The 25454-nt window shown below is 44.4% G+C and carries 26 protein-coding genes; 21 read left to right on the top strand and 5 right to left on the bottom strand.

Annotated elements, in window-relative coordinates; genetic code table 11:
• Positions 1-43: 43 nt before the first annotated feature.
• The 10 genes from GQF01_RS14215 (at position 44) to GQF01_RS14170 (ending at position 9433) form a co-directional block, all read left to right on the top strand.
• Positions 44-331 (top strand): hypothetical protein, encoded by a 288-nt coding sequence (locus GQF01_RS14215; protein ID WP_161407473.1) that lies wholly within the window; start codon positions 44-46, stop codon positions 329-331.
• 113 nt (positions 332-444) lie between these two features.
• On the top strand, positions 445-1455 hold the full coding sequence (locus GQF01_RS14210) for a phosphotransferase enzyme family protein (RefSeq protein WP_161407472.1): 1011 nt from the start codon (positions 445-447) through the stop codon (positions 1453-1455).
• A gap of 117 nt (positions 1456-1572) precedes the next feature.
• Positions 1573-2199 (top strand): carboxylesterase family protein, encoded by a 627-nt coding sequence (locus tag GQF01_RS36850; RefSeq protein ID WP_161407471.1) that lies wholly within the window; start codon positions 1573-1575, stop codon positions 2197-2199.
• A gap of 112 nt (positions 2200-2311) precedes the next feature.
• On the top strand, positions 2312-3067 hold the full coding sequence (locus tag GQF01_RS14200; RefSeq protein ID WP_161407470.1) for a creatininase family protein: 756 nt from the start codon (positions 2312-2314) through the stop codon (positions 3065-3067).
• A 220-nt stretch (positions 3068-3287) separates the two neighbouring features.
• Positions 3288-3875 (top strand): CBO0543 family protein, encoded by a 588-nt coding sequence (locus GQF01_RS14195; RefSeq protein WP_202556360.1) that lies wholly within the window; start codon positions 3288-3290, stop codon positions 3873-3875.
• Between the two features lie 52 nt (positions 3876-3927).
• Positions 3928-5247 carry an epoxide hydrolase family protein gene (locus GQF01_RS14190; protein WP_235959696.1) on the top strand — a complete coding sequence of 440 codons (1320 nt, stop codon included), beginning with the start codon at positions 3928-3930 and terminating at the stop codon, positions 5245-5247.
• 266 nt (positions 5248-5513) lie between these two features.
• Positions 5514-6962: a spore germination protein gene (locus GQF01_RS14185; protein ID WP_161407469.1), complete on the top strand. Its 1449-nt coding sequence runs from the start codon at positions 5514-5516 to the stop codon at positions 6960-6962.
• Between the two features lie 11 nt (positions 6963-6973).
• Positions 6974-8122 (top strand): Ger(x)C family spore germination protein, encoded by a 1149-nt coding sequence (locus GQF01_RS14180; RefSeq protein WP_161407468.1) that lies wholly within the window; start codon positions 6974-6976, stop codon positions 8120-8122.
• Positions 8123-8129: 7 nt separating this feature from the next.
• Entirely contained in the window at positions 8130-9233 is a 1104-nt protein-coding gene (locus GQF01_RS14175; RefSeq protein WP_161407467.1) for a GerAB/ArcD/ProY family transporter, read from the top strand.
• Complete coding sequence (locus tag GQF01_RS14170; RefSeq protein WP_161407466.1) at positions 9230-9433, top strand: hypothetical protein; 204 nt, start codon at positions 9230-9232, stop codon at positions 9431-9433. The genes GQF01_RS14175 and GQF01_RS14170 overlap by 4 nt, the downstream gene beginning before the upstream one ends.
• A 245-nt stretch (positions 9434-9678) precedes the next feature.
• On the opposite strand, the gene GQF01_RS14165 is transcribed toward GQF01_RS14170, so the two are convergent.
• Positions 9679-10275 (bottom strand): TetR/AcrR family transcriptional regulator, encoded by a 597-nt coding sequence (locus GQF01_RS14165; protein ID WP_161407465.1) that lies wholly within the window; start codon positions 10273-10275, stop codon positions 9679-9681.
• Positions 10276-10674: 399 nt separating this feature from the next.
• On the opposite strand from GQF01_RS14165, the gene GQF01_RS14160 reads away from it, so the two are divergent.
• The 5 genes from GQF01_RS14160 (at position 10675) to GQF01_RS14140 (ending at position 14974) form a co-directional block, all read left to right on the top strand.
• Positions 10675-11151, top strand: coding sequence for a DinB family protein (locus tag GQF01_RS14160; RefSeq protein ID WP_161407464.1), 477 nt, complete (start codon positions 10675-10677; stop codon positions 11149-11151).
• Positions 11152-11262: 111 nt separating this feature from the next.
• Positions 11263-12009: an SDR family NAD(P)-dependent oxidoreductase gene (locus GQF01_RS14155; protein WP_161407463.1), complete on the top strand. Its 747-nt coding sequence runs from the start codon at positions 11263-11265 to the stop codon at positions 12007-12009.
• A 272-nt stretch (positions 12010-12281) separates the two neighbouring features.
• A complete protein-coding gene (locus GQF01_RS14150) occupies positions 12282-12578 on the top strand; it encodes a phasin family protein (protein ID WP_161407462.1) in 297 nt (98 codons plus the stop codon).
• A gap of 6 nt (positions 12579-12584) precedes the next feature.
• Positions 12585-14261, top strand: a complete 1677-nt coding sequence (locus GQF01_RS14145; RefSeq protein WP_202556358.1) for an ABC1 kinase family protein — start codon at positions 12585-12587, stop codon at positions 14259-14261.
• 98 nt (positions 14262-14359) lie between these two features.
• Positions 14360-14974: a sugar O-acetyltransferase gene (locus GQF01_RS14140; protein WP_161407461.1), complete on the top strand. Its 615-nt coding sequence runs from the start codon at positions 14360-14362 to the stop codon at positions 14972-14974.
• A gap of 59 nt (positions 14975-15033) precedes the next feature.
• Here the strand turns inward: GQF01_RS14140 and GQF01_RS14135 are convergent, their stop codons facing one another.
• A complete protein-coding gene (locus tag GQF01_RS14135) occupies positions 15034-16014 on the bottom strand; it encodes an aldo/keto reductase (RefSeq protein ID WP_161407460.1) in 981 nt (326 codons plus the stop codon).
• Positions 16015-16198: 184 nt separating this feature from the next.
• Between GQF01_RS14135 and GQF01_RS14130 the strand changes: the two genes are divergently transcribed.
• Positions 16199-16975, top strand: a complete 777-nt coding sequence (locus GQF01_RS14130) for a Cof-type HAD-IIB family hydrolase (RefSeq protein WP_161407459.1) — start codon at positions 16199-16201, stop codon at positions 16973-16975.
• 80 nt (positions 16976-17055) lie between these two features.
• Here the strand turns inward: GQF01_RS14130 and GQF01_RS14125 are convergent, their stop codons facing one another.
• Positions 17056-17775, bottom strand: a complete 720-nt coding sequence (locus tag GQF01_RS14125; protein WP_161407458.1) for a hypothetical protein — start codon at positions 17773-17775, stop codon at positions 17056-17058.
• Positions 17776-18022: 247 nt separating this feature from the next.
• Complete coding sequence (locus GQF01_RS14120; RefSeq protein ID WP_235959694.1) at positions 18023-18679, bottom strand: TetR/AcrR family transcriptional regulator; 657 nt, start codon at positions 18677-18679, stop codon at positions 18023-18025.
• A 154-nt stretch (positions 18680-18833) separates the two neighbouring features.
• On the opposite strand from GQF01_RS14120, the gene GQF01_RS14115 reads away from it, so the two are divergent.
• From GQF01_RS14115 to GQF01_RS14095, 5 genes are all read left to right on the top strand, one after another.
• A complete protein-coding gene (locus GQF01_RS14115) occupies positions 18834-19778 on the top strand; it encodes an aldo/keto reductase (RefSeq protein ID WP_161407456.1) in 945 nt (314 codons plus the stop codon).
• A gap of 285 nt (positions 19779-20063) precedes the next feature.
• The gene (locus GQF01_RS14110; protein WP_161407455.1) at positions 20064-21257 is read left to right on the top strand and encodes an acyl-CoA dehydrogenase family protein; all 1194 of its coding nucleotides are present in this window, start codon (positions 20064-20066) and stop codon (positions 21255-21257) included.
• A 149-nt stretch (positions 21258-21406) separates the two neighbouring features.
• The gene (locus tag GQF01_RS14105) at positions 21407-22741 is read left to right on the top strand and encodes a hypothetical protein (protein ID WP_161407454.1); all 1335 of its coding nucleotides are present in this window, start codon (positions 21407-21409) and stop codon (positions 22739-22741) included.
• Positions 22742-22792: 51 nt separating this feature from the next.
• Positions 22793-23878, top strand: coding sequence for an iron-containing alcohol dehydrogenase family protein (locus GQF01_RS14100; RefSeq protein ID WP_161407453.1), 1086 nt, complete (start codon positions 22793-22795; stop codon positions 23876-23878).
• Between the two features lie 173 nt (positions 23879-24051).
• Positions 24052-25272, top strand: a complete 1221-nt coding sequence (locus tag GQF01_RS14095; RefSeq protein ID WP_161407452.1) for an MFS transporter — start codon at positions 24052-24054, stop codon at positions 25270-25272.
• A gap of 86 nt (positions 25273-25358) precedes the next feature.
• Here GQF01_RS14095 and GQF01_RS14090 read toward each other — a convergent pair.
• A partial coding sequence (locus GQF01_RS14090; RefSeq protein WP_161405452.1) for an IS3 family transposase occupies positions 25359-25454 on the bottom strand: 96 nt, incomplete at its 5' end.

Genomic DNA, 25454 nt, shown 5'->3' with positions numbered 1-25454 from the left:
TGCGGTAAGTTTAGGAGGTAATTGATTCTTGGGGGGAAGCTGAATGACGAATGTCGTAAACGCAACAAATGAAAACATAATGGGATGGTTGAAACTAGAGACTGAGGTAGAATACCTTTTTGGTCCAATGGTGGATGACCCAAGTTTTATGAAAGCTTTAGAGAAAAATGTTAATCGAGGTATAGCGTTTTGTGTACGAGAGAATGATGGTTCACCGGGGTCAAACTTACTTGGTGGAGTATTGTTTTCCTCATCAAATGCATCGAGCTACATTATTGGTTGGCTAGCAGTTTCATCCCATTCGAGAGGAAAGGGCGTAGCAACGGACTAACGGAGAAAGGGATAATTTAACAATAATCAATTATTATCTACCAATTTATTATTAATTACTTATTATTTTTAATAAGGGAATTAAAAAATGTGGATTCTAATCGCTGCTTTTAATTGGAGGAGATTTATATCGAAAGTTCTATTAAAGACAAATTTAAAAAAGAAATTTTTTTAGAGGCTGCGAGCCGATTTGGAATTAACTTTGCAGATACTATAAAACTTGACGGTTTTCAAAATTTTGTGTTTTTAGGGAAGCGTGAATCAAAAAATGTGATATTAAGGATTGCTCATAGCTCACACAGGAGTAAGGATATGACGCTTGCTGAGATCGAGTTTATTTCTTATCTAGCCGATTCCGGAATGACTGTATCTAAAGCCTTACTTTCTAATCGAGGTGAATATGTTGAAGTTATTGAACTAGTTGATAACTGTTTTATTGCAACTGTTTTTGAGTTCGCTCCCGGCAGAAGGGCTGAAATTTGCGTCGAAAGTGATATCTTTTATGAACGAATTGGTAGGTTTACTGGAAAAATGCATAAGTTATCAAAAGAGTTTTCACCTATTCAAAAAAGATACGATTGGACTGACAATGCAGCTGTTACAAAATTTCAAAATTATGTACCTAATGAGATGCTCCAACACAAACTTGAGTTGATAATAAGTCAAATTCAATCATTATCCAGAGACAGAGATTCGTTTGGGCTTATTCATGGAGACATTAGTCCGGGAAATTACCTGAATCATGAAGATCACCCGAGCATCATTGACTTTGATCAATGCGAGTACAGTTGGTTTGCTTCTGAAATTGCAACATCGATATTTCATGAAACTCCAATACCATTTATTATTACAGATGTGAATAAACGAAAGACAATAACAAAACGATTTTTCTCGAATTTTTTTCAAGGATACTCTAAAGAAAATACACTAAGTCGTAGTGCAATAGATGCCATTCCTTTATTTATTAATTTAAGACAAGCTATCGTTATTGGTCTTATACACCGCAGTGCTGATATGGATAACTTTGATAATTGGAGTGATTGGAATAAGGAAGCACTAACTTTTTATATTAATAATTTAGAAAATGATATTCCTTATATTGACTTGGATTTCACAAGTCTATGATGCAAATATGAAAAAGCATGTAATTAAGCGTGGTTTCATTCCCAATGTTAGGCGTTAGAGAAACGTTTACTAAATGAAAGGAATATATGAATGACAATACAACCTAGTAAGCTATGCGTGGAAATTACAAAAAAAGTACAGATTGATTATCTCATTTCTCATCCAGAGGGATATGCAGACTTAAATTGTGAGTGGGGACTCATTATTTTTTTACATGGAATGGATATGAGGGGTGAAGACATATCCCAATTATCGAATTATGGACTACTTGAAATAATGAACGAGGGTGAATTATCACTACCTTTCATAGTTGTAGTTCCTCAATGTCCATATGAGTCTTATTGGAATATGGAGCGTGATGCGGTTACAGCTCTGATAGACGAGGTTGTAGCTGATCATCGCGTAGATCGAAAACGTATATATTTGATTGGATATAGTATGGGAGGATATGGAGTTTGGGATTTAGCTATCCATCATCCAAAAAAGTTTGCTGCAATTGTGCCCCTTAGTTCAGGCGGCCAAATTTCAAAAGCAGAGCAACTCCAAAACACATCAATTTGGGCATTTCATGGGGCGAAAGATAATATAGTACCAGTAGAACACATGACAAACATGATAAACGCTATAGAGCAACATCAAGGGAGAGCTAGACTTACTATATATCCAGATCAAGGACATGACATAATGCGTGCAGCATTGAGCAATCAAGAGCTGTATAGTTGGCTACTTGAACAAAAAAGCTAGCTTTACGCTTTTAAAGGGATCTTAAGCAATTAGTAGGCTTATTTGTCAACACCATGCGAGTAATATAGTTTGTTATGGTATGAAAAACTGTACGTATTTAGGGAGTGTTATTATGCTAAGTTTTAAGAACACAACAACGGAAATTTCAAATAGCGGCATTGATACAGTTATTCTATCGGTAGGAGCAACGGAACAGTTCGGACCGTACTTACCCATGCATTTAGATACGCTTATCGCAGAGCTATTCGCTGAAACTTATGGAAGAGAATTAAATGCTTACATTTTACCTACAATTCCGTTTAATACCTCCGAGGAGCATGCCAATTTCAAGGGAACTGTTACTGTAAGCCCCAATATATTAACATCCTTGTTGGAAGAAGTCATTACTAACCTGATCAAACAAGGTTTCAAAAAGTTCTTGGTCTGCAGTGGACATGGAGGCTCTTATTGGGAGGGGGCTTTCGTCAAACATATTAATTACAAGTACCCTCAAATTATCTTAATCACAGCAAATCATAACAATCATATCGCTTGGGAAGAAGCACTTAAAACGTCAGGTTTACAAGGCTTAAACGAAATACACGGTGGATTATTGTCTGTTTGCACGGCAATGTGGCTTTGTCCTGAACTGGTTAAATCATGCTCAATGGGATCAGACGTACCACTGGAAAACCGTCTTTATGCGGATTACATAGGTTGGGATAAACTAACTCAAGATGGTTGTTGGGGGAAATTTGAGGTGGGAAAATATTCACAGGAAGAACTTGCTGAAAAAGGAAGGTTATTTTGGACCACATATATGAATAAAAGAGCTGAGGGTTTAAAACAAATCCTAGATGAGGGTTACCGTCGAAAAACGCAGCTATGATTGAAGCATTCCCACATATCCGGACGAGAATTAAAGTATTTTCTTCCAGAAGATTTTGCTTTCACTCCGTCATTTAAAAAGTAAGCCGTACTGACAAAACCTTGTCAATACGGCTTTTTATGTTAGGAAAATAATTGAAAGCAGGAAATATCATCCTTCATATATGAAAGCATTTGAAAGCACAATATGGGTAAGAGATTTTCCTATCGAGGAGGAAATTATGTTGGAAAAACTGCTGCTAAGGGTGCTGCTTCTGGTTTCCGTGGCCTCAACCCCGTATGTTTTGAAACGAAAAAACTTGCTTATGCTCTTAACCGTATTTTTTGCAAAAGGTGTGATTTGTACACTCATGGATTCATTTTTTATTAAAAGAAAGATGATTTCTTATCCAGTGAGACCTTTTTCCAAGACGTTTGAAACGAACATCTTATTCGACTTATTGTTTTACCCGCTGCTGAGTGTGGTATGGGTAAGAATGAGCTACAACAGCAAGCCTGCAGAACTTTTGATCCGAAGTTTATTTTTCAGCGTGCCGATGACGGTGCTGCAGTGGGCGCTAGAAAAGAAAACGAAGTTATTTGAGTGGAAGTCATGGACGATCCTGCATACTTTTGCGTGCATCAGTTTCACCTTACTTACAATTCGGGGGTTCGTGGGTCTGCTAAGAATGCTTGTACCAAGTGAAAAACTTGTAAACGCGGAAGCAGCACAGGTCAGATCTACCAACAAGTATGGGCAAAGCTTCAAGAACTACGAAATCGAAGAGCTAAATGGCGCGGTGGATAAGAGGAAGATGCCATTGGCGTAGAAGTTATGGTGTATTTGATCCTTTGTACTTTAAGAAAGGAGAGTTATTGCAATTGAATTTATCTAGCCGTAAGTTCTGGTTTCGTTTGACTATGATTGTGGTCTTATCCTTGGAATTGACAACATTCGGCACGATTGCACAGAAAACTAGCGCTAATTCATATAGAGTTCCGCTTGAATCCAAAATAGAGTCGAAAGCCATTCGACCGTTTCAGGTACATATTCCGGAGTCGGAGCTTACCGATTTGCGGAGGCGTATACTTGCGACTAGATGGCCGGACAAAGAAACGGTGTTGGATCAAGCGCAAGGCACGCAGCTTGCAACGATGAAAAACCTAGCACATTATTGGGCGAACAATTACGACTGGCGAAAATTTGAGGCCAAGTTGAACGCTTTGCCGATGTACGTCACTAATATCGATGGAGAGGACATTCACTTTATTCACGTTCGATCGAAGCATAAAGATGCGCTGCCAGTCATCCTTATGCACGGCTGGCCCGGCTCGATTGTCGAGAAGCTGAAGCTAATCGACCCATTGACCAATCCCACAGCCTATGGTGGGAAGGCATCGGACGCCTTCGATGTCGTTATTCCGTCAATGCCTGGTTATGGGTTTTCGGGCAAGCCGACCACGACCGGATGGGGCCCTGACCGCATTGCTCGTGCTTATGGAGAGCTGATGACTCGTCTCGGGTACAAGAAGTATGTGGCGCAAGGCGGCGACTGGGGAGCCATTATTGCAGACGTAATGGGTGTCCAACAGCCTAGTGGACTAATCGGCATTCACACTAACTTGCCCTTTGTAGTTCCGTCCGATCTCGAGAAGGCTATTCAGGCTGGGAAGGGTTGTCCGCCTGGTCTTACAGGTGATGAAAAACGCGCATGCGAGCAGCTGGACTTCTTCTACAAGCGTGTTGCATACGCGCAGATTATGGGAACTCGCCCGCAGACGCTTATGGGACTCGCGGATTCACCTGTAGGTTTGGCGGCATTCATGCTGGACCATGACGCGAAAAGCCTTTCGCTGATCTCACAGGCATTTAATGGACAACCTGGAGGCCTTTCACGAGACGATGTTCTCGACAACATTACGCTCTACTGGTTAACCAATACGCCTATTTCTGCAGCTCGCCTATACTGGGAGAATAAATATCCGTTCTTTGGCATTAAGGGTGTCAAACTTCCCGTTGCTGTGAGCGTATTTCCCGACGAGGTCTATGAAGCTCCGAAGAACTGGACACAAAAGGCGTATCCGAATCTTATTTATTTCAATAACCTCGACAAAGGAGGACACTTCGCGGCGTGGGAACAGCCGATGCTCTTTGTGGATGAATTACGAAATGGACTCAGGGAGCTGCGCAAATTTAAATAATACCTTGATAAGAGGTGGGAAGGAACCTACCATCTCAATGCAAAGGGTACAAATTCTTGAGATTCTCTATTTCAAGGAATTTGTACCCTTTTGCTTTTGCATTGGTGACTTGGATCCGTAGCGCTAATACGATATGGGCTCGCTTCAGTGGTATATTTTTCTAATGTTTATACACAATAACTAAAACTGGAATAAGAGCTGGGCTAGCTTCATTGGTATATTTTACTAATGGTTGTAAACAATAACTCAATGATGGGGGGGCAACAGTGCATAAACTATCCGTTACCGAGCCGATGCAGGATCAAATCCAAAATCGTATGAAGGGGGCTATTGACTTCGTTATTCGGCCGTTCCCTTTCCGTGGATCTTCGTCATTCACTTGCCTCTATCTATCCTCGATTGTGGAATCGGCTCTCGTTGATGAGTTTGTCGTTAAACCCATGCTTGCCGCTGTTCCAATCGAAGAGGAAGAGGAATACGATCTGAACGATCTGGATTGGTTTCATCGCCACATTCCCTTTGTCCAAAACAAGGAATGGACTGATGCCGATGAGGGTGTGCGCCTGCTGCTGGAGGGCCAGTGCCTGCTGATACCAACGCACGTTAACCATTTCCTAAGCTTTGACGTCAAACGTAGTGACTATCGCAGTATAACCGAGCCACAGTCGGAAGCCACAGTACGCGGACCACGGGAAGGTTTCGTCGAGGACATCGGTCGGAACGTGGCGCTCATCCGTAAACGGCTCAAAAGTGAACATTTAGTTTTTGAACAAATGACCATAGGAACTAAAACACAAACCACAGTCTATTTGACCTATTTGCCCGACGTAGCCCCCATTGAAGTCGTAGAAGAATTCCGTCGTCGACTGCAATCCATCCATGCTGACAGCATTCTGGAAAGTTCTTATTTGGAAGATTGGATTCAAGACAAGACGTTTTCACCGTTCCCGCAACTCATCGGGACAGAACGGCCGGACGCGGTGACTGGCAAACTGTTGGATGGGCAAGTAGCGCTTCTCACCGACGGCACTCCGATTGCATTGATAGGTCCAGTGACTTTTTTTCAACTCTTCTCTTCACCAGAAGATTATTACCAAAGGCCGGATATCGCTACACTATCGCGATGGTTGCGAATGTTCGCTTTTATGCTCTCGATCTTTATCCCTCCTTTATATATAGCAGTGGTCACATTTCATCAGGAGTTACTACCGACTTCGCTCTTGATTAACCTAGCTGCGCAAAGGGAAGCTGTACCTTTCCCGGCGTTCCTGGAAGCAATGATTATGATGGTTACTTTCGAGATTTTACGTGAAGCCGGTTTGCGGATGCCTCGGATTGCAGGTCAATCGATCTCCATCGTCGGTGCGCTAGTACTTGGCATGACAACGGTCGAAGCAGGACTCGTTTCAGCGGCTATGGTAATCGTAGTTTCAATAACGGCAATCTCCAATTTCGTGTCGCCAGTTTACGGCTTTGGTATTGCCCAGCGGGTCCTACAATTCGTGTTCATGTTCCTGGCCGGCTTTATGGGATTATACGGTATTCTGTGCGGAACACTGTTTGTTTTGATCCATCTAGTCTCATTGCGTTCTTTCGGTGTGAAGTACATGTCTCCCATAGCGCCTTTGATACTGTCTGACTTCAAAGACACTATCCTGCGTGTACCTCGGTTCTGGATGAATCGAAAACCTCAGATGTTCTCTAGGAAGAAATAGGGGGGCGAACATTGCGAAAATTATGGCTCTTGAGCTTACTAGTCGCATTACTTTTCTGTTCAGGTTGCTGGGACAAGAAGGAAATCAATGAACTGGCAATTGTCACCTCAATCGGCATCGACCGGGAACCATCGACTGGCATGTATATTGCTTATTACCAAGTGATCAACCCACCGGCCCTCTCCTCGAGGCAAGGTGGTGGATCTAAAGCATCGGTATACACGTATCGTTTTAAGGAATATAGCCTGGGCCGGTTTATTCAAAAATCGAGCACGATGATGCCGCGTTTGCTTTTCACCTCACATTTGCATTGCTATATCTTATCCGAAGAGGTGGCCCGTCATGGAATCATTGATATTCTCAACTACTTGGAAACGACTCCGGAATGGCGCATGAACGCTTATCTGTTTGTGACGGATTCCCCTCTACAGACTGTAATGAACAGCTTTACGACACTTGAAAAGATGCCCGGTCGCCATGCCACTTCGCTTGTTCGCGTTCTTTCGCGGGGGTCCTTTGCGGGGGGCGTAGAGCCAATCCGTGTCAAAGACGTCGTGACAGGTATGGAATTCCAATTGCCGACACTTATACCGATGATCCACTACCGCGGTAAACCGGCGGAAACTACTGAGAGATTGGAGCAGATTGACGCCAGCAAACAAGCGCCATCCTTTTTTGATGACAGCGCGGTGTTCTTCAAAGGACGCATGGAAGGACGCTTGGACAGTCAGAATAAATACTATTATCACATCTTGAATACGAGATATCGTAAATTCACAGAAACGGTTAAAGTAGGCGGAAGTTACGTCGACGTAGAGACGAATAATGTCCAAGTGAAACGGAAATGGGATCGATCGGCCAATCGTCTCAACATCCTTATTCATGCTGATCTCCGCATATTGAACAACCAACAAGATAGCAAATTAACGTTGCATAACGTACATATGATCGAAAAGGCGTTTAATAACGTCGTAGCGGACAAAGCAGAGAAGATGCTTGAGTTGGGAAGACTAAAGAACTGGGATCTATTGGGCTTGCAGGATGAAGGTGCTACTTCGGATTCATGGCGGGGGACGTCAGTAAATTTCTCGGTCACATCTGACGTTACGACGACCGGCAACAAGAGGGATCCCTATACCATGGAAGGCAAGGAGGGGTAAAGCGCATATGGATTCCGTCCGGCTGAGCGCGTGGCAGTTTCACTTGTTGACGCAAATCTATGTCATCGGTACTGCGTTTATTTTACTTCCCGGCCCGATCATCGCGAGTGCAAAACAATATGGTTGGATTGTCGTCATTTGGGCGACCTTGTATGGACTGGTGCTTGCTTTCGGCTACTTGTACCTTGCAAAGCTGTATCCAGGAAAGACACTCATCGAGATCGCCTTGCAGGCATTCGGCAAGTGGGCCGGTGGTCTCGTCTCTTTACTATATATCGTCTTTTTCATCCAGATCGCATCCTGGGTAACACACAATCTTGGCGATTTCATGCATATTAACCTCATGCCACTCACACCAATTTCTATATTCCATATCATGATATTGCTCGTCAGTGCGTATGCCGTGTCGAAGGGGATCGAATCAATTGCTTTGGTGAACGAACTATTGGTGCCTTACCTTTATTCAGCATTCTGGGTTCCGATTGCCATCATGCTACGGGAGTGGAAGTGGCGTTATTTTCACGTCGCCTACCCTTTTCAGCTGAGTGATGTCGTAATTCAAACCCGATTCGTACTGGCGTTTCCCTTTATGGAGACGGTGGCGTTCTTGATGCTTATTCCATTCGTGCAGAGGAAAGTGAATATCTCGTTTATTTCGGGAATTGCTGTCGCAGGCGCAATGTTGACCGCTTGCGTCTTTATTTCGATTGGGGTTCTTGGTGTGTATCGCGGCCAACAATTGGTTTACCCAATCTTTTCGATGTTCCGCGAAATGAGATTTACCGGTTTCATCGAGCATTTGGAAGCGATTCTTGCTGTGAATATTGTGCTGGTAGTATTTATTAAACTGTGCATACTATTCTATTGCGCAGTTTTGGGAGTCTGCCAGCTGCTCAAAATTGAGAAGCGAACCAGCGTGATTTATCCGATGATTTGGGTCATATCTGCGTATTCGATGCTGTTTATGAATAACGTCGAGAATCTCGATTGGATAAAAAAATATTTGTTCGAATACTACTTCTTATTCGCCGTACTCCTTCCCATCCTCTTCATCGTCTCGGCCAAATGGAGAAATAACGGGCGTCGGATGAAGAAGGACGGATCTGCATGACGATTTTGGTCGCCGTCTATGCCCTAACTATCGGAGTCGGATATGCGATGCGAAAATTCGGCAGATATAACGGTAAAGAGACTACAGTTTTCCTTTCAATCACAACTATAGGTGCCGTTTTGTGGCTAAGTATTATTCTGCGTCATCCGTTAGATTTAAATGATGCGATCGGCTTCATCATCGAGCGAGTCCTGCGTTAAGTCTACATGATTTCATCGGGATGGGAGAAATGTGTGAGTGGGAGATAGTCGAGATGATTGAAATCTAAATTTGATTAATTATTTTTAAAATAATTTAAAGGCCGGTATCTTCAAAAGATGCCGGCTTCTTGTTGTCCATTGTTAAAATTATCCGCCAATAAATGACAATATGTTTAGAAGTCGTCGCAAATGGTCGACGTCAAATAGCCCCCACCTAGCGGCGGGAGCGGACTTGGGATGTACTTCTATGGATTCTGATTCATCTGAAAATCGGCGGGGAGCGATAGATTGCTTGGTCTATTCGTTATGATCGCACTCGCGATAATACGGAAGAGACGCTCAGCTCGTGGTGCGGATGAGGGCTGGTCACCTAGCCAAGCGAGAGCAGCAGCTAGCGAGAACAAGTCATCACCATTCATGTCGCTACGCGCAAGTCCCGCAGCCTGAGTGCGAGTGAGAAGCCGAGCGCCTGCCGTTCGCAATGTGACGCACGAAGCATGGAGTGCGGAATCGGTATCCTCGATGGCTGCAATCATTGCTGCCACAACCCCTTGATAGTTACCCGTGAATGTAACGACGTCATGTAGCCACGACACAAGTGCATCATCTGGTGAACTCGCAGTTTCGAGCTCACATGCCTTTGCCGTGAGCTCATCGAAGCCTGCGCGGAGCAATGTATCTAGCAGCGCCTCTCTGGTCGGGAAGTGACGATACAATGTGCCTAGCCCGACGCCAGCCCTACGAGCGATATCACGCATGGATGCATCGGCGCCATGTTGGGTTACAACTACGCTTGCGACTGCCAGTATGTGTTCATAGTTTTTCTTCGCATCGGCTCGCATATTTTCCCTCCTTGACAACTGGAGCGGTGCTCCGTATAATCATAAACGGAACAGTGATCCTTTTATGTGGAACACTGCTCAGGTAAGTATAACTCATCTGCATGTAAGGAGAAAGCAAGATATATAGAGATTCAATGAAGGCCACACGATTGCATGAATACGGCAGACTTGAGGTACTGCGGTAGAAGGAGACGTAGGTTACCCAAGATGAAGCTAATCAATTCAAAGTATGTAACGGGGTATTATGGTCGTATGTGATAACCTAATTAGGTTGTCGCGGCAAAATCGGATTTCAGACATATCACAAATCGCAATAATATCCAAAACGTGCTTAAGAAAGCTACATGCAGTCCGTTGTGAATTAAAATAGATAGTTAATAAACATAATGGAGCGATACAATGAAAACAACGATTTTCGAAGACATGGGCATAATTAGAGCACAAACTCTATTAGCAATGGAAGGCCTGACTGAGGAACTCATAGATCGTATTCCCCCTGGTTGCCGCAATAATATCCGTTGGCAACTTGGTCATATCTATTTCGTTACAGAGCACTTGACGCTGTCGCAGCTGAAACTTGCGATGAATCTGCCGGAAGGGTTTGTTGAACGGTTTGGATCAGGTAAGGGACCGTTGGATTACCCTGATTCCCTTCCAAAACCGACATTGCCAGAGCTGAAAATCCTATTGACAGAACAACTAGATAGAATCCGCAAGCAGTATCCAATGGATCGCTTGAACGAAAGTGTAGACGCGATTAATACTTCCACGGGACTCCTTATGGTAACTCCTGAGCAATCTCTGCGTTACAACCTGTACCATGAAGGATTGCATGCCGGAATCTTATCCACATATAAAAGAGTATTAACACAATAATCTTGCATTTTACGAGGAACAACTCGTATTACTGGATAATTAGGCATCATTTTAATAACAGAAAAGTTCAAAAAATATATTATTTTAATTATGAAAAGGGGAATATATATCATGGCAAATTTAACAGGTAAAGTGGCAATAGTAACAGGCGCGTCGAAGGGAATCGGTGCTGGCATAGCAAAAGGATTGGCAGAGGCCGGTGCGGCCGTTGTCGTTAATTATTCCTCCAGCAGACAAGGGGCGGATCGTGTTGTAACAGAAATTACCGAAAGAGGGGGCAGAGCAATCGCAGTTCAGGGCGATATGTCCAAAGCCGCGGACGTTGAACGACTGTTCGAGGAGACGAAAAGTGCACTTGGTACGCCGAACATCCTGGTCAACAATGCCGGCATCTTCGAATTCCAGCCATTAGAGGAAGTGACGGAGGAGTTGTTCCACCGCCAGTATAACATTAACGTGCTTGGACCAATTCTGACCACGCAGCAAGCATTGAAACATTTCCCTACAGAAGGCGGAAGCATTATCAATATCGGCACGATTGCGACTAAAAACCCGGTTCCGACTACTATGCTTTACGCTTCGAGTAAAGGTGCGGTAGATACGATGACGCTGGCACTCGCGAAGGAGCTCGCTCCGCGGAATATTCGCGTCAATACTGTTGCTCCAGGCTTTACGGATACGGAGGGCAACGCCGGTTTCGTCACCAGTGAGGCTGGAAAGGCTCTTGCTGCGGCTACGCCGCTGGGTGGCCGTTTTGGGAAACCGGAAGATATAACCCCGACCGTGGTTTTCCTTGCCTCAGATGACGCCGCTTGGCTAACGGGTGAAAGAATCAGCGCATCCGGCGGCGTGCATTAATAACGAGAGTTTTCCTGGCGGAAAGATAGTCTACCCAAACTAATTTAATCTAGAAAAGGTTGTCACTTAAGGTCAAAAAGTTGATCTGTAGGGCAACCTTTTTTTCTTCTCGGGAAAACATTGCACGGATAAGCGGCCGCTTGTTAACGATACTAGGCCTCATCAAAAATAACAATTCATCATTTTATCATTGATTTCTGCTCCGCGTACATACCATTGGCACCTATTGGAAATCATAATGCCTAATTATTGTTTGTAGAGGAGTGTTAGAGATGAGTGATTTGATCAAGAATGCAGTTTCGCTCGGTCTGGGAATTACGATTGCGACCAAAGAAAAACTGGAAAACTACGTCAAGGAGCTTGTGGCAAAGGGAGAAGTTGCCCCTGAAGAGTCGAAGGCGCTGGTGGCAAAGTTGATCAAGAAGGGGGAGGAGCAGCAGGACGCTCTTAAAGAAATCGTACGCGTACAGCTACAGAAGATGCTGGTTGAATTACACCTGGCGACAGAGGAAGATATTAAACGGCTAGATCAGCGCATCGACCAAATGGAACACAAGCTGCAGGCATAGTCGATTATGAGGAAAAGGATACGGCAGTTACAACGATACCGCGATATTGTTATTGCTTTGGTTCGCCATGGTTTCGGCTTCTTGGTAGAAGAGTCAGATCTGCTGCAGCGTCTTCGTATTCCAATTCGAAGATTTCAGGTGGATGACGATACAGACCGTAAATCGATTGGACTGCGAATTAGGGATGTCGTTGAAGAGCTCGGACCAACCTTCATTAAATTGGGACAGATCGCCAGCACCCGAAGTGATCTCCTGCCGGAAGACATTGTTAAGGAGTTGGAGAAACTTCAGGATGATGTGAAGCCCATCCCGTACAAACAGGTAGAGGAAATCGTTGAGGCTGAACTAGGACAAAGTATCGCGACGGTTTATGAGCGCTTCGAGGAGCAGTCACATGCCGCGGCATCCATCGGGCAAGTGCACCTTGGTGTGCTCCACACCGGAGAACGTGTGGCTATCAAAATCCAACGACCTCAAGCTGCAGAATCAATCCGGATCGATCTCGAGATTCTAGCGGACTTGGCTGCGATAGCCGAGCGACGCTTTGCATGGGCGCGGCGGATTCAAATGGAGGTCCTCATTGCGGAATTTGGTAAATCGCTCTTAAATGAGCTGGATTATACCAAAGAAGCTAGGAATGCGGAGAAGATAGCTGAGCAGTTCAAGGATGTCGCCCATATCTATGTGCCGCTGATTTATAGCGATTACAGCTCGAAAAAAGTTATGACGATGCAGTATATCGAAGGGGTTCGACTGTACCAAGAGGATCAACTCAACGCATATGGGTACGACCGAGCCCGAATTGCCAATCGGCTCATTCAAGCCTTGTTTCATCAGATATTCGTTGAAGGTTTGTTTCATGCAGATCCACATCCTGGGAACATCGTCATACAGCCGGGCGAAGTTATCGCTTTACTTGATTTTGGCATGGTAGGCCGACTCACGGTGGAGTCAAAATTTCATTTTTCCTCACTGATTATTGCTCTTATGCGTCAGAACACCGATGGAGTGATTAAGGCGATCTATCGGATCGGGCTTATTGACGAGGAACTCGATATGGCGGAGCTGCGTTTTGATATTGAGGAGCTTAGAGAGCGATATTTCAGAGTGCCTCTTAGTCGTGTAAGCTTGGGGGGAGTCGTCAACGATCTGTTCGAGGTGGCGTACAAGTACCATATTCGCATTCCGGCGGATTTCATCTTATTAGGAAAAACGTTTATAACGATTGAAGGGGTTGTCACAAAGCTAGATCCTACGATCAGTATCGTAAAAATAGCAGAACCATTCGGTCTCCAACTACTGTTGGAACGACTACGCCCGAAAAATCTGACATCAAGTTTACTCAAAGATGTCACGGATTATGGGCACTTGCTAATTGATTTTCCAAGACAGTCCCGAGAGTTCTTTTCACTGATGAAAAAAGGGAAGCTGCATATGAATATAAGCGTCCCTGATGCCTACGATTTCCTGCGCAAGCTAGATCGCATTGGCAATAGAATCACGTTCGGCATCGTTCTCTTATCTTTCAGCCTCATCATGATGGGACTCATCATAGGTTCTTCGATTGTTGGCCGGAAGCATTATTTCTTGCTGAACGTGCCAACCATCGAAGTTGGATTCGTATTGGCATCATTAATGAGTCTCTGGCTGCTATTTTCGATATTTAAATCGGGCAGGTTCTAAATTAACCATGCTATCCATTGATCCTAAGCTCCGAGAAACTATAGTTTAGTAAGAACAACTAATGGAGGTTGTCGACATGATCGGCATGAAGTGTGAAAATGAGCATTAAAGAAAAACTTCACAACGGCAGTTTGTATTTGCCTGGTAATGAAGAACTGGCAAAGGAACAAACGCTTTGTCTTAATCGGCTATATGATTTTAACCATACACGCCCGCTGGATTATGAAAAAAGAATAGCATTAATGAAAGAAATGTTTGCTGAGATTGGCGAGGGGTGTTATATCGAACCTCCGTTTCATTCCAACTGGGGTGGCAAGCATGTTCATTTTGGCAAAAACATTTATGCAAATTTTAATCTAACGTTGGTTGACGATACGCACATCTATGTTGGAGATTATACCATGTTTGGGCCGAATGTTACGGTGGCCACTGCAGGGCATCCGATTCTACCTGAGCTGCGAGAAAAAGGATATCAATATAATGCGCCTGTTACGATTGGGAGAAATTGCTGGTTAGGCGCTGGTGCCATTTTGCTTCCAGATGTTACGATTGGTGAAAATACCATTATCGGAGCAGGAAGCATTGTGACCAAAGATCTTCCATCTAACGTAATCGCTGTGGGGAATCCATGTAAGGTGCTGCGAGAAGTTTCTGATCACGATAAGGCGTATTACTTCAAAGATCGAAGAATTGATTATTCAGCTTTGAATTGATCTGAACAGGCTGCCGATGTGCTGGCAGCCTGTTTCTGCTTTTTGCAATCATTACCTTATTAAACCGCACCAACTACGTGATGGGGGACATAAAGCTCCTCCAGTGACACAATTTCTTCAGGTGATAGCGTGAACGACAGCGCCCCAATGGCTTCTTGGAGCTGATCGACATTCGTAGCCCCGATTATTGGAGCAGAGACCGATTCTTTCTGAAGCAACCAAGCTAGCGCAATATGGATTCGGGGAATACCGTGCTTATCTGCAATGGCAGCAACTCGCTCAACGACCAATTGGTCGATATCGGCTGTAGCGTCGTATTTCTTTTTTTGCATATAATCCGTTTCTGAACGCAGTGTTGTTTCCGAGCAATCACGCAACAATCTTCCTGATGCAAGCGGGCTATACGGAATGACCCCGATTTTTTCTTCCTTGCACAGTGGCATCATCTCCCGCTCCTCTTCACGATAGATGAGATTTAAATGATTCTGCATCGATACAAACCGGGTCCATCCATGTTTCTCGGCTACATGTATCGCTTTAAGAAATTGCCAGGCATACATCGCAGAAGCCCCAATATATCTGGCCTTACCAGCCTTCACAACATCATGCAAAGCTTCCATCGTTTCTTCAATAGGAGTGGTGTAATCCCAGCGGTGGATTTGATAAAGATTTACGTAATCGGTACCCAGTCTTTTGAGGCTCTTATCAATCTCACTAATGATTGCCTTTCGAGAGAGTCCTGCGCCATTCGGACCTTGTTGCATACGTCCGTGCACTTTTGTTGCAAGAACAATTTCATCTCGACTGGCATAATCCTTTAGAGCTCGCCCAATAATTTCCTCACTGGTTCCATCTGCATACACATTTGCCGTATCGAAAAAATTAATACCTACTTCGAGGGCTTTTTTTATAATAGGACGACTACGCTCCTCATCAAGTATCCATGGATGATGCCACCGCTCTGCTACTCCAAAACTCATACAGCCAAGGCAAAGCTGGGACACATCCAAGCCAGTATTTCCAAGTTTCACATATTTCATTGTCGATATGCTCCTTTGTTAATGGGGAATAACCTTATTATGCAACAAATGACAAAACGATCGTTATCCCATTCCTCCCAAATGATTGCCTGATCCTCTCACAGCACTTATGTAACTGGTTCATATGACATATAATTAAACAACAATGTGATTTCGGATTTAAAGTAATGGGGAGGATAATTCAGTGTACGAGATCGTGTTTTTTGATGTTGACGGGACCCTATTAAGTGAAGTGGATAGAAGAATACCTGAAAGCACAAAATTGGCTATTACAAGGCTTCGAGATAGAGGTGTTAGGGTCGTTGTTGCAACGGGGAGGCCACATAATTTGTGTCATGAACTAATTGCACTCGGCATTGATACTTTAATATCAGCAAATGGAGCACTTATCAAAGCAAAAAATAATGTTATTTATAAGTCAGCGATTTCCGCAAAAACGGTTCACGAACTCTCAAGTTTTGCGGAGTTAAATGGTCACAGTCTGTCCTATTTTACTGATACGATTGCAATGAACGGAATAGGAGTAGAGGAAACACGAGTTAGAAGGGCACTATTAGAGACCCTAGGTCTTAACTATTATCCCAAAAAATTAGACACACTCTTTGAAGAGATTTACTGTATGTGTTTGTACGCTGATAAGAGTGAAGCTCAAAAGTTTATTAAAAACTTTCCGCATCTGCGGTTTGTTCGTTTCCATAGTTATGTAATAAACATTCTTGAGAAACAAGTGGTCTCTAAATCGGACGCAATCAAAAAAGTATTGGATTATTACAACATTGCCGCTAGCAATTCTATCGCTTTCGGTGACGGCAGCAATGATTTAGATATGTTGGAGTACGTAGGCCTCGGTATTGCCATGGGCAACGGTGAGGAACATCTTAAGCAAAAAGCAGATTTCGTTACCAAAAAAGCAAGTGAAGATGGCATATACGATGCCCTTACTAAATTTGGTGTTATTTGATGGATGCTGGACAAAATCAACAGGCAGCCGGCGTTACTGGCTGCCTGTTGTACGAAACGGAGTATAGTTTTTATATAAGGCTATGATCGTAAGCCATATTCCATGGTCCAGATTGGGATCTGATCGCCCGGGTTCTTCTCATTGTACACATTGCCGACCCAAGGTGTGCCGCAGATGTGCAGATATGCGTAAGGTGTGCCATCGAACATCACCCAGGCACCTGCATCTCTGACTGTACTGGGCAGTCCGGACTTCATGGCGTCGAAAGGCCAAATGATCATCCAGTGCGGACCAATCGGTATTGCCGGGCTTGTCGTATCGAACGGATCGGTGTTGCTATGCTGCGTGGCTCCGCACAGCATGTAGATGAGGCCTGGCGTTGTATTCGTGGGTCTCGGTTTCTTGGCCAAGAGATCCATCATCCATTGCAGTCCCATCGGATCGGCGCACATTGGGGGATTGCCGATCTGATTCTCATCCCCAGGAAAGCATATCCAATTGTTGCTGCCTTGGCGTAGGATGAGTAGTCTCCCATCTTCACACATTTCTGCAACGGTTGCATCTTTGGTGATGTGCCGTGGACCGGAGAGCATCGCCCTCGTAATTTTAATAGCAAGGGCTTGTTCCTGTTTCGATGCAGGGACCGGTTGACCGGGCGGCATCATTGCAATTGCGCTGTTACTGTAAGATCCAGAGGCTCCTTCTCTAATTGAAGCATTAGGCGTGGAACTAATTTTTACTTTTTTCGCTGCTTTTGTTCGGGACACCACTACAGATGAATTTCTCTTGCGCTTTCCCATTTATTACTCCTCCAATTGTAATTATTGATTTATGAGCTATATATTACTTGACTAGGTGATTAGAGTTACACCGTTACACCGTTACACCGTCAAAAGACCTATCAGCATTCTATGCTTTTAATTCTTAATAAATGTAATGTCCCAACATGAATGAGCTCTGGGTGCTATCTGGTAGTAAGCTCGAACGGCTAAACTTGGCAGGAACAAACAAAAGAGGCTCTAGGAGCCTCTTTTGTTTGTTTTGTCGTTAATACAGATTTTTGGTGATCTTTTGAGTCAAATAGGCAATTCTCTGTTCAATGACGGCATCGTCAATTACCGTTAGCTTATCAGGCTTAAACAGCTGAATTTTCTTTAATTGATAATAATCAGTCAATATCTGCTGAACTGTTAATTGATTCGTCATGAGGTATTTCACGTTGAACATACCACGAAGAATTTCATCTTGTGCGATAAGCAACCTGCCGCTAATTGGATTGAAAATCCCTTTTTGAATGCCTTCTGCGTAGAAAGCCAATAGATACTGTTCTCGCTTCTTCATGCCTTCATTAAATCGATCGTACCATTCGGGATAACTGGTTTCGAGTTCCTTTATAAAGATATCCGTGAAATATTCGACAAGTGAAACGGACTGCTCGAATATTAACTGAAATCGGGTACCGAAACTTTGATCCGTATCAAAGTGGGAGTTGGTTAGTTCATTCATATATTCAATAAAACCGGCTACGATGAAACCGATTATTTCTTCTTTCGTCGAGAAATACTTGTATAAAGTCGCCCTGCTAACCTCCATTACTTTGGCGATTTCCTCCATCCGTATGGATTGAAGTCCATTCTTTCGCAAATAGGGAATCAATTTCATAACGAGCTTAGCTCGGATCTCTTGTTTTTTATCTGTGTTCAAAACATTACCCCCTCGCATCTATTATACCTGTTATGCGTAAAACATCATACATCAATTACAAAGTAGACATAAAATGCATTTTTTGTTTACCTTGTTAGTTTGATGTGTTATGATGCTCAGCGAAGGCTATTTAACGAAAGAGAGGTTATCTACAATGAAAACAAGAAAGCTTGGTCATACTGGACTTGACGTTTCTTCTATCGGCTTAGGCTTGATGGGGATGTCACCTGGTATTTATGGCACGATTGATGATGAAGAATCCATCAAGACCATTCATCGCGCGCTGGATCTTGGTGTGACACTGCTAGATACCGCCGATACGTATGGAAATGGACATAATGAGGAACTTCTCGGCAAAGCGCTCAAGGGTCGCAGGGAACAAGCGATTGTTGCAACGAAGTTCACTTTTGGGCCGAACTGGGAGTTCATCGGTGGGCATCCGGATTATGTTAAGAAAGCAATTGATGAGAGCCTCCGTCGCCTTAATCTTGATTATATTGATCTTTACTACCAGCACCGCGTTGATCCGAATGTACCCATTGAAGAGACAGTGGGGGCAATGGCTGACCTCGTTAAGGCTGGTAAGGTACGTTATCTTGGTTTATCCGAAGCAGATGCTCCGAACATTCGCAAGGCGCATGCCGTACATCCAATCACCGCTCTACAAACGGAATACTCTCTTTGGAGCCGTGATGTTGAAGAAGAAATCATTCCTACAGTCAACGAACTGGGAATCACGTTTGTGGCGTATAGCCCTCTAAGCAGAGGCTTTATTACTGGTGAACTTCGTAAATTCGAGGATTTGAAAGCTGATGATATTCGCAGAAATCTACCGCGTTTCCAAGGGGAGAATTTCCAGAAAAACGTTGATATCGTCGATAAACTAAACGAAATCGCCAAAGAAAAGAACTGCTCCATGGTTCAACTGGCAATAGCTTGGACAATAGCAAAAGGCGCATTGCCGATTCCGGGAACAAAACGCCGCAAGTATCTTGAAGAAAATATTGCTGCCGTCGATATTGAACTTACTTCCGAAGATCTGGCACATATTGATGCTATTAGCCCAGAAGCTTTCGGTGGACGTTATCCAGGAATGTAATAGAACTCAAATTAACGGAACAAAAGGAATCTACAAGGCAAACCTACATTCTTAAAAAGATGTAGGTTTGCCTTCTTTATGTTAACTGAGGAAATTGGCAGGATAGTACAATCACTTCACGAATATAATCTTTACGGCTTCGGTTTGATAGTGTAAAAAAGACAACATGAGTCCGGAAAAAAGCGGGCAGAATATATGGATATCTTTTTTTTTAGAGTATAGTGGTAGCATTCTCGATTTAATTCAGAGTATTTTACTATATTTACACGCAGAGGAGAGAAAGAAATGACTGATAGCATAGGAACAGATATATATGTTCGTAATGAACGAGAGGCAGAGATTGCGCAACGTTCTGATCGATTAGCCGCTCGTTTCGCAGATCGTTCGGCGCATCACGATACAGAGGGAAGCTTTCCGTTCGCTAATTTCGCGGATCTTCGTGAAGCAGGCTACTTGAAGTTGACAGTGCCGCGAGCTTACGGCGGAGAGGAAGCGTCGCTATACGAATTGGTACTTGCCCAGGAACGACTCGCGCGAGGCGATGGTTCTACAGCGCTTGCGGTGGGCTGGAGCGTTGGTTTGCTGCATCAGCTGCGCTATACGAATGCTTGGCCGGAATCATTGTACGCACGTTTTTGCCGTGAGACAGTGGAAACAGGTGCGTTGATTAATCATTTTGCGACGGAGCGGGCAACAGGGAGCCCGAGTCGGGGGGGAAGACCGGAAACGAAGGCCGTTGCCACAGAGGGCGGATGGCTGCTGAGTGGACGCAAAACTTACAGTACGCTGAGTCCGATACTCACATGTTTTACGGTTTCGGCGGCGATTGAGGGCACGGAGGAAACCGGGGAGTTTTTTGTGCGTTCCGGATCTGGCGTACGTGTAGAAGAAACATGGAACACACTTGGTATGCGCGCTACGGGGAGCCACGATGTGGTACTTGAAGACGTCTTCGTCCCAGATGATCAGCTTGTTCATCGTTCGGGAGCACCACGCGAGGAGCGCAGGCCCGATGAAGGAGGCTGGCTATTGCATATTCCCGCTTGTTATATCGGGATTGCGCATGCGGCTAGGAGCTTTGCGATTAACTTCGCGCAGCAGTATCGACCAAACAGCTTGACCACACCGATCGCTGAGTTACCGAATATTCGACGTCAAATCGGCGAAATGGAAATCGCGCTTGTAACGGCGCGTACGGTGCTTTACTCAGTTGCCGATCGCTGGGACAGGGAGCCTGAGCGGCGCAAAGCGCTAAAGCCGGAGCTGGGCTTGGCCAAACATGTGGCCACGAATCAAGCTATCTCGATTGTAGATATTGCGATGCGTATCGTCGGTGCTGCGAGTTTGTCACGCAGTTTGCCATTGGAGCGGATGTACCGCGACGTGCGGGCAGGACTGCATAATCCGCCGATGGACGACATCGTGGTTAACGGATTGGCACAGAGAGCTTTGGATGAAGTGAAGCTCACGCATACATAGGGCAAGGGGATGTAAATTAAGCCATCCGTCTTCAACTCCATTGCCAAAGGCTGTCAGCATTGAACAACTTTTTTGGGAAATAATGACAACTTCTCTTGATTTCCATAGTCTAAAGACTTAGAAGGAATTTCGAGATGGAGGCAAAGATCATGAGAAATCGATGGATTGCTGTGATGCTATTAGTTTGCAGTTTCGTTATGTTGGATGACCGGTGTCGGGCGGAGGCTAGTTTAGAGCTTCCTCATCCAGGTGAGGATACGATCACTTTACTGGAGAATACTTCTGTTTACGGTGATCAACTGAAGGAGATAGGGGTGCTGGGGCCACAGACGTTGAAAATTCTAGAGACGCGAGAGGCTCGATGGGGACATGGGGAAGGCTACAAAAGACCACTTTACTTAGTCTCCACATGGCTTGGTGATCGATGGATTGCTCCTAACCGTTCTCTGCTGGGGAATCCGCAGCCATTCGTAAAGAAGCTCGATCTCAGTGGGATCGAATCACTTTATAATGATCCTCAGCTGTCAGAGCCAACAGGCGGGCAATTGGCGCCTCAAATTGTGACCACGAAAGCAAAATGGGATCATCATTATTTAATAGAAACGAGATCTGGGGACAAATGGATTCGTCCTATATATCCTTTTTTAGAAGGGATAAGAGAAGTTCAGGAGGAAGTGGAATTGTTAAATCTCACACCACTGATGCGACATCCTTATGGTTTGGAAACAGGTTCCAGTCTATCAGCGCAATCTGTTGAGGTTAAAGAAGTATGGAGAAATTGGCATCAAATCGATTCCTGGCTAGGGCCTGTCTGGTTTAAGCTGTACGAGGCGGAGGCGGTAGATGCACGCCACATTCTGGAGGTAAACTTTGGCTATAGGCACATAGATGAAAAAGATCCTAAGCTGACACATATCTCTGTAGACGTAAAGCTTGGACCGAAGTGGCGTGAAGTCAAGGAAGCTACGACTGTCGATTTCAAGTTCAATTGGTATAATGAAAAAGGTGAGCAAGTCGCCGCCTCTAGAACAGGTCGCGTTGAGCTAAACGGTGCTGAGAAGAACTCTGTTGATTTATTGGTGGATGGCAGCTTGGATCAAAGATATGTTTACTCAACGGTACAGATTGTTAGGCTGAACGATAAAAAGACCCCTGAACTTGATGCTTCTGCACCAATGGACATCGTCGATCCTGAGCAGCCCAAATTTCGAATTGGAAATGTGAGTGTGAGACAGGATGGAGAATTCAGCATTATCAATGGGCAGTTTGAGCTTGATGCGAAGGGAGCACATCAAGTGAAAGGAAGAATCACTTTCACGGATCGCAAGGGTCAAGTGATGGGAACAGTCCCTCTTGAAGTGATTACCGATGCAGACAATCCTAGTAAAGGGATACCTTTTTCATTGGAATGTGTCTTCTCCGGCAATTTAAAGTACTACGCAACCGTCAAGCTCGAAGTCGATTCAATTACATCACTGAATTAAAATTTACCGAGTGTGAAATGATTAAGAAATTAATATAGGAGAGTGTTACCTATGGATGGTGTACATTTTGTGCTGGGGTCGCCGAATGCCTATATTCAGGAAGCGGGAATCATGCGTAAAGCAGGAGAGTGGATCGCCAAGTATGGCAAATCCGTCTTTATCGTTACAGGAACAAATTCGTGGAATAGCTGCGGTCATCAATTAACAGAGAGTTTAGATGAAACTGGTATTCATTACGATGTACATACATATCGAGGGGAGTGCTCATACGAGGAAGTTTCCCAATTGAAAAATCTCACACCAACAGAAACTGAATTGATTTGTGGTGTCGGTGGCGGGAAAGTGATGGATACCGCTAAAGCTCTTGCGAATGAGCTTAATAAGCCCTTTGTTGCCATACCAACACTTGCTGCAACATGCGCAGCTGTGGCTAATTTATCGATTATGTATACGGAAGAAGGCGTTTACATTAATTTTCCCGTTTTTGTACGCGGAACGCTGCTTTGTCTAGTCGACACCGAGGTTATTGCCAAAGCTCCAGTTCGTTTCTTGGCAGCTGGAATCGCAGATACACTTGCGAAATGGATCGAGGCACCAATGTCCGCATCCGGGAAAAAGCAAAATCTAGCAACACTTGGCGGGCTGCAAATGGCTAAACTCTGTTATGACACATTAATAGAATATAGCGAACAAGCAGTGAAGGATGCCGAAAGAGGCATATCGAGCGAAGCGTTGCAGCGTGTTATCGATGCAAACCTACTATTCAGCGGAATGGTCGGTGGACTCGGGGAGGATAATTGCCGTTCTGCGGCGGCACATGCCATTCATAACGGTCTAACGGTCATCCCGGAAACACACAAAGCTTATCATGGAGAAAAAGTAGCTTACGGAATCCTCGTTCAATTAGTTCTTGAAGATCGCCCGCAGGAAGAGATTAAGGAACTTTGTGATTTTTACAGATTGATCGGGCTGCCACTTAAGCTAAATCAGCTTGGTATCAATCGCGAACTATCTCAGGAAGAATTGAATGAAATTTCGAGGATATCGCTTCTTCCAGAAAGCACAATGGGGAATATGAACTTTCCTATCACTTCTGAAATGATAATTCGCGCTATTAAAATAGTAGAGGGTTTGTAGCACAAAGTAATCCAATAAGAAAAGGATTTAGATATCAGTTTTTTTATGAGCAAAAGATCTCGCAAGCGTAGCATTCATTACAACATTTTATCAACCCCAAAAAAACGTTTTATCAAAAGCCATGTCATATCAATGGTATGATAGGAGTCAAATGAAGAAAAGGGAGTGCTTCCTTGGGAGATAATTCTTGGAAACGTAATCTTTTCGTACTGTGGGTAGGGACTTTCCTTGTTAGTATGGCCTATACGGTATCGATCCCGTTTATGTCTCTCTTTTTGCAGAATGATCTCGGTGTACAAAGCCATCTCGAATTATGGACGGGTGTTGTATTCGCCATTACATTTCTTGCTGCAGCTTTAATCGCTCCGTTCTGGGGATCCATGGCCGATAAGTATGGCCGGAAGCCTATGATGCTTCGCGCCGCGATTTGTCTGTCGATCGCGTATTTTCTATACTTCATCGTGCAAAATCCATACGAGCTTATACTCGTTAGAATTATGGAAGGATTGCTCGCGGGATATATCCCGTCAGCCATCGCTTTGGTAGCAACCAATACGCCAGAGAAGCACGTCGGTTATGCACTCGGAATTATCTCCACTTCCAGCGCAGCTGCTTCCATATTAGGTCCACTTCTGGGAGGGGTAGTAAGCCACCTCATCGGCACGCGTGAAACCTTTTTGCTGGCGGGCGTGATGGTGCTAATTGCCTTCGTTATCGCATGGGTTTGGGTAAAGGAACCTTCTTTCGTTAAATCAGAAGCGAAGCGGTCCGCAGTTCTTAATGACCTTAAGGAAGCGGCGGCCAATCGAACGCTTGTATCCGCGCTGTTCATTGTTTTTATTACATCGACCTCGATCATGATTTTGGAGCCGCTGTTAACGATCTATGTGCTGAAGCTGGGTTCCAGTCAGTCGTCCGCATCACTTCATGCGGGGATCATTTTCTCTGCGGTAGGAGTCGCTACTTTGATTGCAGCACCTCGCTGGGGCAAAATCGGCATAAAAGTGGGCTACGAAAAGGTGCTGTTCATCGGTCTTATCGGCGGAGGGATCGGGAATTTACTGCAAATATTGTTTCACGATCTGATCGGTTTCGGAACGCTGCGATTTGTTTACGGCCTCTTTTTCGCAGCCGTATTCCCGGCGCTTAATGCTTTCATTGCTACCCATACGGAACCGGGCTTTCGCAGCCGTGCGTTCAGCCTCAATCAGTCGGCCAATCAAATGGGCCTGCTACTGGGTCCGCTAATTGGAGGCTTTCTCGCAACCCAATTGTCAATTCCCATCGTGTTTGTCATCAACGGATGCCTATTATTGCTGGTCGCTGGTCTACTAAAGCTGCCGAATTTTTCTTTCCAGCGTAGTACATCCGCAATCAAGGAGATGTCGAAGTAAGCTTGTTATCCGGGACACAATAGAGCTAAATAGAAATAACGCGGCAGCCGGACACTGAAGTGACCCCTTAAAGTTAGACAAATGTTTTATGCAACCTGTTGGGCATGAGCTCGGTACTGTACCGGGCTCATGCCTTTTAGTTTTGATTTGATACGTTTGTGATTGTAATAATCTATGTATCG

Source organism: Paenibacillus silvestris (assembly GCF_009882985.1).
Taxonomy (GTDB): Bacteria; Bacillota; Bacilli; order Paenibacillales; family NBRC-103111; genus Paenibacillus_E; species Paenibacillus_E silvestris.
The sequence above is the reverse complement of the archived record's forward strand: the minus strand, read 5'-3'. Positions and strand labels throughout refer to the sequence as shown.

Coding starts and splice junctions, on each gene's coding strand:
- GQF01_RS14215 (WP_161407473.1), top strand. CDS start 44: ATGACGAATGTCGTAAACGCAACAAATGAAAACATAATGGGATGGTTG.
- GQF01_RS14200 (WP_161407470.1), top strand. CDS start 2,312: ATGCTAAGTTTTAAGAACACAACAACGGAAATTTCAAATAGCGGCATT.
- GQF01_RS14195 (WP_202556360.1), top strand. CDS start 3,288: ATGTTGGAAAAACTGCTGCTAAGGGTGCTGCTTCTGGTTTCCGTGGCC.
- GQF01_RS14175 (WP_161407467.1), top strand. CDS start 8,130: ATGGATTCCGTCCGGCTGAGCGCGTGGCAGTTTCACTTGTTGACGCAA.
- GQF01_RS14170 (WP_161407466.1), top strand. CDS start 9,230: ATGACGATTTTGGTCGCCGTCTATGCCCTAACTATCGGAGTCGGATAT.
- GQF01_RS14165 (WP_161407465.1), bottom strand. CDS start 10,275: ATGCGAGCCGATGCGAAGAAAAACTATGAACACATACTGGCAGTCGCA.
- GQF01_RS14160 (WP_161407464.1), top strand. CDS start 10,675: ATGAAAACAACGATTTTCGAAGACATGGGCATAATTAGAGCACAAACT.
- GQF01_RS14155 (WP_161407463.1), top strand. CDS start 11,263: ATGGCAAATTTAACAGGTAAAGTGGCAATAGTAACAGGCGCGTCGAAG.
- GQF01_RS14150 (WP_161407462.1), top strand. CDS start 12,282: ATGAGTGATTTGATCAAGAATGCAGTTTCGCTCGGTCTGGGAATTACG.
- GQF01_RS14145 (WP_202556358.1), top strand. CDS start 12,585: ATGAGGAAAAGGATACGGCAGTTACAACGATACCGCGATATTGTTATT.
- GQF01_RS14140 (WP_161407461.1), top strand. CDS start 14,360: ATGAGCATTAAAGAAAAACTTCACAACGGCAGTTTGTATTTGCCTGGT.
- GQF01_RS14135 (WP_161407460.1), bottom strand. CDS start 16,014: ATGAAATATGTGAAACTTGGAAATACTGGCTTGGATGTGTCCCAGCTT.
- GQF01_RS14125 (WP_161407458.1), bottom strand. CDS start 17,775: ATGGGAAAGCGCAAGAGAAATTCATCTGTAGTGGTGTCCCGAACAAAA.
- GQF01_RS14115 (WP_161407456.1), top strand. CDS start 18,834: ATGAAAACAAGAAAGCTTGGTCATACTGGACTTGACGTTTCTTCTATC.
- GQF01_RS14110 (WP_161407455.1), top strand. CDS start 20,064: ATGACTGATAGCATAGGAACAGATATATATGTTCGTAATGAACGAGAG.
- GQF01_RS14105 (WP_161407454.1), top strand. CDS start 21,407: ATGAGAAATCGATGGATTGCTGTGATGCTATTAGTTTGCAGTTTCGTT.
- GQF01_RS14100 (WP_161407453.1), top strand. CDS start 22,793: ATGGATGGTGTACATTTTGTGCTGGGGTCGCCGAATGCCTATATTCAG.